Source organism: Endozoicomonas acroporae (assembly GCF_002864045.1).
Classification (GTDB): domain Bacteria; phylum Pseudomonadota; class Gammaproteobacteria; order Pseudomonadales; family Endozoicomonadaceae; genus Endozoicomonas; species Endozoicomonas acroporae.
Map to the genome: position 1 here is coordinate 21637 of NZ_PJPV01000100.1, position 10401 is coordinate 32037.

The 10401-nt window shown below is 47.9% G+C and carries 1 protein-coding gene; it reads right to left on the reverse strand.

Going from position 1 to position 10401, the window contains the following annotated elements:
- Window positions 1-110 precede the first annotated feature (110 nt).
- Complete coding sequence (locus CX664_RS16540) at window positions 111-9938, reverse strand: hypothetical protein (RefSeq protein WP_101747813.1); 9828 nt, start codon at window positions 9936-9938, stop codon at window positions 111-113.
- Between the last annotated feature and the right edge of the window lie 463 nt (window positions 9939-10401).

Consider the following 10401-nt stretch of genomic DNA (forward strand, 5'->3'; position numbering starts at 1 on the left):
AAAACCAGACACCACCATACTTGTAATACCGAAATCAAATAGAGTAACTCGAATCTAATCAAACGTTCCCAACAACAGTTAAAAAAATAGATTTCGCCATTATCAAATAATCATTGCAACTTGATTGTTTTTCTTTTATCGATTGCATCCTGGGTACGCACAGCATCTTTTACCAGTGTTTTTCTATATTTTTTATTAGCGGCCAACAGCTCGTCCTGAATCCGTCCCAGACAATTCGTCAATTGAACACCTCCTTTTATGCTTAACTCTGCCCTGGCCATTTGTTTGGCATTATCTTCTTTTCTCATATCGTCAAGAGCAACAAGCTGGTTCTTTAATCGATCATCTAATTTTTCAACAGTGACATGCCAGTCCCATTTTTTGGTTGGTAACCCGGATTTTGTCAACATGATTTCTGTAGGATGTGGACCTTTTTTCGCTGGATAGAGATAACCTTTTCTATCATTTACGGTTCTGAATTGTTTTTTAAGCCCCGGCATTACTTCTCCCAGATATCCACACAACTTTCCGAAATTATTATTATTATTCTTATCCGAGGCAAATGTAACAGCAGATAATGCCTTGGCCAGTTCATGATAAAATACTTCTACGGCACTGCCCTGCTCCCGGCAAAACTCTGTGAGTGTGACTAAATCTCCACGCTCTTGCACTGCCCGGAGCTTATCATCCAGCTCTTGTTTGGCTGCGGTGACTCTATCCCATCCTGAAGTGGCCACAAGTCCGATATCTTTATTCCCCTTATTTTCAATGGGCTTACCATTATTGCAAAGACTACTGATTTCTGAATATAAATGATCAGCCTTTGCCCACAATTGGCCGCAATGTTCTTTGAGTTCCTGTGGAATGTTATGTATCACTGTCTGAGAATCTGGCCTGATTCCCCTTGCCTGTAATTTAGCAATACATTCTTTAATTTCATCATCCATGTGCTCGCTTTTGGCAACGGCCTCAAGGGATTCGTCTTTATTAAAGTTATCAAAGCTCTCTCTTTCTATTTTCTGTAACTCTTTATGAACTTCGCGTCTCAACTGACCTTCAAATTCCTTAACATACACTTGATGGTTATATTCACCCGCACTGCCCACCGGAGTGATGACCTGGCCAAGCTCAACCTTATCAAGCACCTTTTTGGCCCTGTCACCGCGCCAGGTATGAGCATTGGATAAAATCTCATCAACATCTGCGCGCTTACTCCCTCGCTCAAAGTTTGTCTCACAGGCTTTTACAAACGATGAATCTTCACGAAGTGCCATCATGGTAGCTATGGTTTCCTGAGACTGATTCTCCCCATACCACTGGGCTCTTTTGAAATCTGCCAAAGCGGTTTTCACCGAATGGGGAAATACATTGCACTCCCAGGACTTGATAAAGGTTCCCAAATCACGTTCGAGGTTAGTGTCATATTGGCCTTCCTCATCCGGAGGCGAAACATGCAGTTTGGCATGGATCACTCGTAACTGCTCAGGACTCACCTTATTGTCTAACTCGCCCAGCAGTTTCGCCATCGCTTCCTGAGCGCGCTCATCGGCTCGCTCACAGGCATTGGTCAGTTCTTTCTGCTTCTCACGGTACTCGTGGCTCACGCTGCCATTGGGTGGCAAGAATTTCGTATTAAGCACCATAAAGAATTCCTGCCCCCCTTTTATATTTAAAGGGCTCGACGCGCGCGAGAATCGACCAAACTCCTGAGTCATTACATTGCCGCGCCTGTTGTCATCTTCAAGCATACCAAGGTGGATACCGACACTGTTCGAACCTTGAGGACAATCCGTTCCGGTACCTTGCGTCTTGTCAAGGCGAACGTCGTAATCCTCAGGGTTCTTTCGAATCAACGCCTCCAATTCCGGTGAAACCACAGCGTCTGATTGCTGGTATTTTTCCTGTTTCGGATGGTACAAACAGAGCTGTTTCTGATCGTTGTAGTACAAAAGCCCCCGAACCTTGCCACCTCGTGCTTCTTTCAGATAGTCATAATCCTTCTTAACATGCATGAACCGGTCTTCACCATTATGGTTACCATCAAACAGAATGATCTGTTTATCCTTACCGGAACGCTCCATCACCTGCTTGAGGACGTTAATTCTATTGTCCGGGTCGGATGTATCACCGGACAAGACAGGCGTGGTTTTCGATAGCCAGTTGAAGAGTCTGGCTTGGGTTGTCATGGCGTTCGATTCGCATTTTTTCGCTGCCTCTTGAACGGTGGCCGATTTCGTCAACCCAGCCATGGTAAAACCGGTTCCCATGGTGGCTGACAGACAGACTTTATTCTTACTGCCGCTCAAAAAGGCTGCCAGCAATTCGGCCACTTCGCGTTCATTTATCGGTTTCGTCCCGAGCACGCTTTGCGCGCGGCTCATATCTGCGGCCTGCTCCTTAAACTCATCACTACTGCTTGGTGTGGATAACCGGTCATACTCATCAACAACCTTCAGGCCGTCGTATTGCAATGCATCCAAAATGTCGTCTAATAAGCGAATCTCTTTTTGCAACGTAGCCGGGGTTTCTTTACAGTGAGCCTGGTAGTCTGCCGCATCAATGGTTTTCAGTCGGTCCCTGAGCGTCATTAATAGCAGGACATCCTTTGTGGAGATACCCAGCGGGGCTGTCGCACTCACCTGCGCTTTAATATCCTCCAACACCGCCGGTGACCACCATTTCTCGGGAGCGCCGGACTTGGGCACAAAATCTTTAAACAGATCCAGCCTGCGGTAGGTTACGCCGGAATCAGCAAAATAACCTGTCAGGGAGTGGTCCAGTTCAGCCTGGTTATTGGCTGGCGCAATGATCCGAACAGGATGATTTTTCCTGCAGGCCTGATCGGCAACAAGGGGAATAATTGTTTTACTTTTACCGTAACCGGTACCAAGCTGGAACACCAATGTATTACCTTTTGACGTCCTGCCTTTCCCCATTTTCTGCACAAATTTAAATGCTTTTTCAGCCATCTTTGGCTGATCGCCACGCAGGACCAGCCCGCCTTGCTCAAATGAAATCATGGCCCGGCTTTGTTCATCCAGACCACGACGGTAGTGGGACTCGATTCGTTCACTAGCTTCTTTCTGCGCACCAGCCAGTAGCGCCATATTCAGATTCAATGCCTGACAGGCACCTTTAAACTCATCATCAGGCATCTGCTGGCTGTCAAAGCGCTCACTCCTGACCACCGCCAGTTTGTCTTTCAGAGCATCCATACGCTGCCCCATGCTGCGACAGAAATCACGCTCATTCTTCACCAGCATCAGTTGTACCAGGTCATCACAGAATGTGCCACGATTTACCCCGACCGACTCTGGCAGATGCCCGTTCTTAAACTGATTAATCGCAAAATCGACCAGTTCATCATCCCGGTAAAAATCCAGCTCTTTATCTTTATTTTTATCTCTAATAGCAGTTCCCAGCTTTCTGGTCAGATAGTCCACACCCTCGCTCAACCGCAGCTGCCGGTCCCGATTCACTTTGACCACCTTGTCAAAGTTCGATGCAACCTGCTGGATTGAGCCGTCTGACCATTCCGGTGCATCCGGTTTAATTTCACAACCGGCAAATACCGACATGTTATGAAAAGCACCCGCTTTGAACACCTTGAGGTTTTTCTCACCAAGTTCAATCAGCTCATTACTGCCAAATTTCTTCCGGCACTGCTCATAATAGCCTTTGCCAACCTGATCAAAACTGGTATCTGGCGAGAGGTTTTGATAGCGCTGATCCGCTGATTTCAAGCTGGCATTTTCCAGATGAGTCCCTACCTTCTTTTTATTTTCTTTTTTGTTCTGAAGATCGGTGTATTGACTCTTCCTTACCTTCCGACCCGCCAGAAGCTCGCTTTGATCCTTGGTGCCAATCAATTCCTGTAGAGCTCCATCACCGGATCGTTTTTCCACGTCAATGCGGGTTTGGTGATATAACGAAGCCAGCTTTTTCTGCGCATTCTGTGTTTTATTCCACTTGTCGCGGACCGACTGTACACCACCTCTGAGCGCACTGGCTTTGGCCTTGGCGACCTCATCTGGCTTGTTATTGAAGGAGGCCTCGCCGGGGCCTTTTGCTGCCCGCAGCAAAAACTCAGCATCGACCAATTCATCGTCACTGGTAGCATCTATAGACTTGGGCTTTAACTCTCCTTTGCCATCCGGCTCATACAAGAAATACCTGGGCTCCTGTGCCGTAGTTTGCAGAACCAGAATGCCTGGCTTGCCATCATCTGCTCTCACTGGCAACCAGTTGTCGGCAAAGGGAATATTGCTTTTCGGGTACTCGTAGAGAAAGCGGGGGTGTAATGTATAATGTTTGTTGCCCAGCATGCCATGCCAGTCGCCAGCCCGGTTTTTTTCAAAGACAATGCCTTCCGGTTTGCCGCCATCGATCGCTATACTTTCTGCCCCTTCATCCGCTTTGCGATAGTTGGCATTGGGTACGCCAGCAAAAAATTCACTCAGAGGGCCTTTACCTCTGCCAAGCCTGGTGACCGTAAAAGATCCTTCCGTGGTCGCTGCACCATCTTTTAAGGCTTCATAATCGAAGATGCTTTTCTGGTGAAATGCCTCCATAAACTCCAGTTTCTGGCCGGTTGTTTCCGGAAAATCCCGGGCATTGTCCAGCTTTTTCAGTAAACCATCACAACGTTCTTCCAGTTTCTTATATCTGGGCTTACCATCTTTTGCAGTTAATTTACCGTTGTGCTGATTAACTGACTCGGCAGCCAGTTTGGAATTGGGCTTTTTCAGATCACTCTGACAGGCTTCCAGAACAGCGAACTTACCCGGCATAGGATGCAGGTTGAATTGATCGCGAATATCCAGCAACCCTTTTGTCAATGCGGCATCCAGGTCCTCTGCCTTTTCCACGGCGGTATTTGTAATGCCTTCCTGCGCTGGCTTAAGACTGTTCAACAGCGCCAGCAACCTCGGCCTGATGCGGGCATCCTCTATCAGCCTGGCGGCCTGTTTTTCACTGGCTGACGTACTTGTATCTGAAACCTCAGCGTCGGTTTGCGGGTCACCAAATACCTTACCCAGTTCTGCCTCCTGTTGCCGGATAGCTTCTGAGGCAAATTGCTTACCTCTGATACTCAATTTTCCCTGATGAACACGGGCGGGAATTCTCTGTGGGTCGAGCTGCTGTAACCTCTGGGCATACTGCATATAAAGCTTCTGCAGCTCCAAATGACGCCCTTCACCACCGGGAACTTTAGCAACCTCTGCGTTACATCTTCTGACTAACTCCCTGGATACCCGATCAATGGTTTGACCCGCCAGGTAACTGCACGCTTCTCCATTATTAGATGCAAAGACACTGGCCAGGTCTGGTAACACCTTCTCCATGTAGTCATTAGTGTTGGGAAAGTTAGTGCTGGTCTTATCAAGATCTGCAAGCCACTTTTGGACTGCTGGTCCCGTTATTACCCGGTTTGATTGATCAATACTATCTTTTTGCTGCTGCAGACTTTCTTTGATTCTGCTCGCTGTGTCTTCAAGTGCTTTACACTCTTTAGGGCGATTGCCATATTTATTATTAAAATCATTAACGGTCTTATCTATATCTTTCCCCAAGGTTTGAATTTGCCCGGCAATTGCATTTCGCAAACGGGTATTACTTGGCTCAAGCTTTCTATCCTCTCCCTCCAGCCAGGTAATGTCTTTCTTTGCTATCTCTGCATCCTTCCAGTTATTAAACTGCTCCACTTTAGCGGCCATACTGTTTACCGCTTGTTGCAGGGCAACCGTGTTCTGATGAACCCCGGAAAGTTGAACCGCTTCCTGGTTAACGGGAACAGTGTTTAAATACTGCTCCAATTCCCCGGGCTCCTGATCCAGTGCAGTTGGCGAAGTCACCTCTGGAAGTTCTGCTGGTGTTCGACTGTTGCTTTCTTCAGTCACCCCAGAAGTGTTACTGGTTGGCTCTACAGTAACCTGTGAGGCCTGATTACTGCTCTCAGTACGCTCAGACGATACGGGTGCTGGTGTGTTGTCACTGTTCGCTCCTGAGGCCACCGCCATTAGACTACTTTTGTCGTCAATAGTCTCAGACATCGGACTGGTTTCACGACTGGTGGTTTCGGGTATCGCATTGGTTGAGGCATCAGCAAACTGTCGGGGTGGACTGTTTTCGTTGTCTTCCACTTTCGCTACGGGTATTGGGTCGGTTCCAGTTTCTGTGTCCACTGGCGAGGAAGGGGGGGTAACAGGGCGCGACCCACCCACTGATTCCTCAGCTTCACCCCCAACCGGACTTTGTCTGACTCCCATATCTTCAGACATCTTACTGAATGAGTCATCAGTAGCCGGTGAGGTCTGACTACCGGTAGCGGTCATCTCTGAAGCTGCAAGCTTCGGACTGGTTTCAACCCCTATGTCATCTGCAGATGAAGGAGGAGTAACACCTGATTTCTCAGCTTCATTCCTGACTGTATCTTTGTTGTCTTCAGCACCCTCAGGAGTCGGTCTGGTTGAGACATCAACTTCCTCAGAAATCGGACTGGTTCCACGACTGGTGGTCTCGGTTTTCGTATTGGTTGAGGCATCAACAAGCTGTCGAGGTAGAATGTTTTCGTCGTCTTCACCATTCGCTACGGGTGTTGTGCCGGTTCCGGTTTCTGTGTTCACTGGAGAGGAAGGAGGGGTAACAGGGCGCGACCCACCCACTGATTCCTCAGCTTCACCCCCAACCGGGCTTTGCCTGACTCCCACCACTTCAGGCATCGTACTGATTGAGTCATCAGTAGTCGGTGGGGTCTGACTACCGGTAGCGGTCATCTCTGAAGTTGCAAGCTTCGGACTGGTTTCACGACTGTTGGTCTCGGGTATCCCATTGATAGGGGCATCAGCAAGCTGTCGAGGTGTACTGTCTTCGTCGTCTTCTACTTTCACTACGGGTGTTGTGCCGGTTCCACGACTGGTGGTATCGGGTATCGCATTGGTTGAGGCATCAGCAAACTGTTGGGTAGGACTGTTTTCGTCGTCTTCTCCTTTTGCCTCGGTCGTTGGACCCGTCACAGTTCCTGTGTCAACTGGAGAGGTCTGAGTACCTGAAGTGGACGCACGCCGCGCTAAGGATATTGGATTGGTTCCAGTCCCCTGGTCAACTGAAGATGAAAGAGAAGCAACGTCAGAACCATCACCTGATTTCTTGGCTTCATCCCCAACCAGACTTGTTTCAGTCCCTTCAGGCATTGGCTTGAGCGAATCAGGAACCGATGTGGTCTGACTGCCTGTAATGAAGGCCCCCGGTGCTTCGGACGCTGGAGTGGTTTTAATTCCCTGGTCAACTGGAGATAAAAGAGAGGCAACGTCAGAACCATCGTCTGATTTTTCAGCTTTATCCCCAACCAGACTTTTTACAGCCTCTTCAGGCATCGACCTGGGTGAATCAGTAACCGATGAGGTCTGATTGCCTGTGCTGGATGCCACGAGTGTTTCTGGACTGGTTTCAGTTCCTTGATCAACTAAAGATGCTGGAGAAGTAGCGTCAGAATCATCACCTGGTCCTTTAGCTTCATCCACAACCGGACTGTTTCCAGTCTCTTCAGGCATCAAGTTATCAGAAACTGCCTGAGTGCCTGTAGTGGACGAACCCCTCGCTATGGATGCTGGACTGGTTTCAGTTCCCTGGTCCACTGAAGATGAAAGAGAAGCAACGTCAGAACTCTCACCTGATTCCTCAGCTTCATCCCCAACCGAACTGTTTCCAGTCCCTTTAGGCATTGGCTTGAGCGAATCAGGAACCGATGGGGTCTGACTGCCTGTAATGAACGCTCCCGGTGCTTCGGACGTTGGACTGGTTTTAATTCCCTGGTCAACTGGAGATAAGAGAGAGGCAACGTCAGAACCATCGCCTGATTTTTCAGCTTTATCCCCTACCGGACTGTTTCCAGTCTCTTCAAGCATTGACCCGGGTGAGCCATCAGGAACCGGTAAGGTCTGAGCGCCTGTAGTGGACGCACGCCGCGCCAGGGATGTTGGACTGGTTTCAGTTCCCTGGTCAACTGAAGATGAAAGAGAAACAACATCAGAACCATCACCTGATTTCTTAGCTTTATCCTCAGCCGGATTTGTTCCAGCCCCTTCAGGAATCAGCTTGAGCGACTCAGGAACCGATGTGGTCTGACTGCCTGTAATGAACGCCCCCGGTGCTTCGGACGTTGGACTGGTTTTAATTCCCTGGTCAACTGGAGATAAGAGGGAGGAAACGTCAGAACCATTACCTGATTTTCCGGCTTTATCCCCTACCGGACTTTTTCCAGTCTCTTCAGGCATCGGCCCGGGTGAATCAGTAACCGATGAGGTCTGACTGCCTGTACTGGACGCCCCGAGTGTTTCTGGACTGGTTACAGTTCCCTGATCAACTAAAGATGCTGGAGAAGTAGCGTCAGAACCATCACCTGATTCTTTAGCTTCATCTACAACCGGACTGTTTCCAGTCTCTTCAGGCATCGAGTTATCAGCATCCGTCTGAGTGCCAGCAGAGGAGGCCCGCCGCGCTGATGACGTTGAACTGGTTTCAGCTCCCTGGTCATCTGGAGACGATAGAGAATCAACGTCAGAACCATCACCTGATTTCCCGGTTTCATTCACAGCCGGACTTTTTCCAGTCCCTTCAGACATCGGCCCGTCTGACTCAGGAATCGATAAGGTCTGAGTGCCTGTAATGGACATCCCCCGCACCAGGGACGTTGAAGAGGTTTCAGTTTTTTCGTCAACTGGAGATTCAGGAGAAGTAACCTCAAAACCCTTACCTGATTCCTTAGCTTCATCTCCAACCGGACTGTTTCCAGTCCTTTCAATCAAGTTATCAGAAACTGTCTGAGTGCCAGTAGTGGACGAACGCTGCGCTATGGATGCTGGACTGGTTTCAGTTCCCTGGTCAGCTGAGGGTAAAAGAGAAGTAACGCTAGAACTATCATCTAATTTCCCGGTTTTATTCACACCCGGACTTTTTCCAGTCTCTTCAGGCATCGGCCCGGGTGAACCAGAAACCGGTGAGGTTTGAGTACCTGTAGTAGACGCTCGCCGCGCTGAGGACGTTGGACTGGTTTCAGTTCTTTGATCAACTGGAGATACAGAAGAAGTAACGTCAGACCTATAACCTGATTCCCCACCTTCATCTTTGGCCTTATTGGTCACCGCAGGTATTTCATGCCCATTTGTCGCGATCAAGGCATCGTCACTGATTACGGCCGGTGTTTTCTCACCATCGGGCCTCGTCACGGTGCCGCTGCGCACGGCTGATGTTGTCTGGCCATTCGCTGAAGCAGGAGTCACAGGGTGCGACTCATCACTTGATACCTCACCCCTGGCTGGAGCTATAATTTCTTGCTTTGTTACACCCGGATTTCCAACACTGTAATTGCTGAGTATATCTCTAAGCTTTCCTTCAGAATCAATCAGTTGCTTGCCTGTGATTAACGTTTTGTCGTAGCCTGCGTTAAAATGCCAATCTCGGATATCATCCATTGATGAAACAATGATTTGTGCAAGCTCTTTTGGGCTGCTTAAATCAATTCTTTTAAGATCATTCAGGTGTTTTTTTAGCTTTACTGAGAAATCAGCATCCAGATCTACTTCTTTTTTTGCTGACTTGGTTTGAATCTCTTTTAATATGTTCTCAACTTCATCCCGATCTGACTGTAGATTTCGACCGTCAGCCTTTATATCACCACCACAGTTTAGTGCTTTTTCCACATCCCGAAAATGATCAGACTTTAGCAATCCCCTGATTTTTACATCAAGAATAGGTACCGGGCGAATACTTCTGGCACTAAATGGTTTTGTTGAATGCTGAAAACTTCCCCTGACAGACTGGATATATCTATGGGGTTTAGGGCTTATATCACTTTTTTCCTCAGCAGTTTGATCACCCCGGGGGAATTCTGGCGGTGTTGAAAAGCTGGTTCCTCTTGGCCCGTTGACATTACTCATAACCTGTCCTGACTGTTTGTTGTCCTTAACTATCAGCAGGCAATCAGTTGAAAAAACATCATCAGATCCAGTTGCTGGAGTCTGATTAATCCATGATTACACTTATTTAATTTCATGCTAGCAGAATAGAAGGGCTTATTTAGTCTTTAAATGAAAACTCAGAACAGTTATCAATAAAAACCGAACAGATTGAACGGTTTTTTTTAAATTCTCAAACAACAACCTTTTAAAAATTCATTCAGTACATTTTTTTGACTAGTCTGAAAATATCCGGTCTAGTACCTGCATCCATGCAGTCCTGCGGTGGTTGACAGCCTGACAAATAAACCAAAATTGTCCATGCTCACCGCCTTTTTCTTTCCAGAGCATTAAGTAGCTAAGTAGTTGGCCAAATGGAATCGTATATTTCTGGCTAAGTGGACAGTTACTATGCAAGGCACAACGCAGGGAGCATAGCCGTAGC

Coding starts and splice junctions, on each gene's coding strand:
- CX664_RS16540 (WP_101747813.1), bottom strand. CDS start 9,938: ATGAGTAATGTCAACGGGCCAAGAGGAACCAGCTTTTCAACACCGCCA.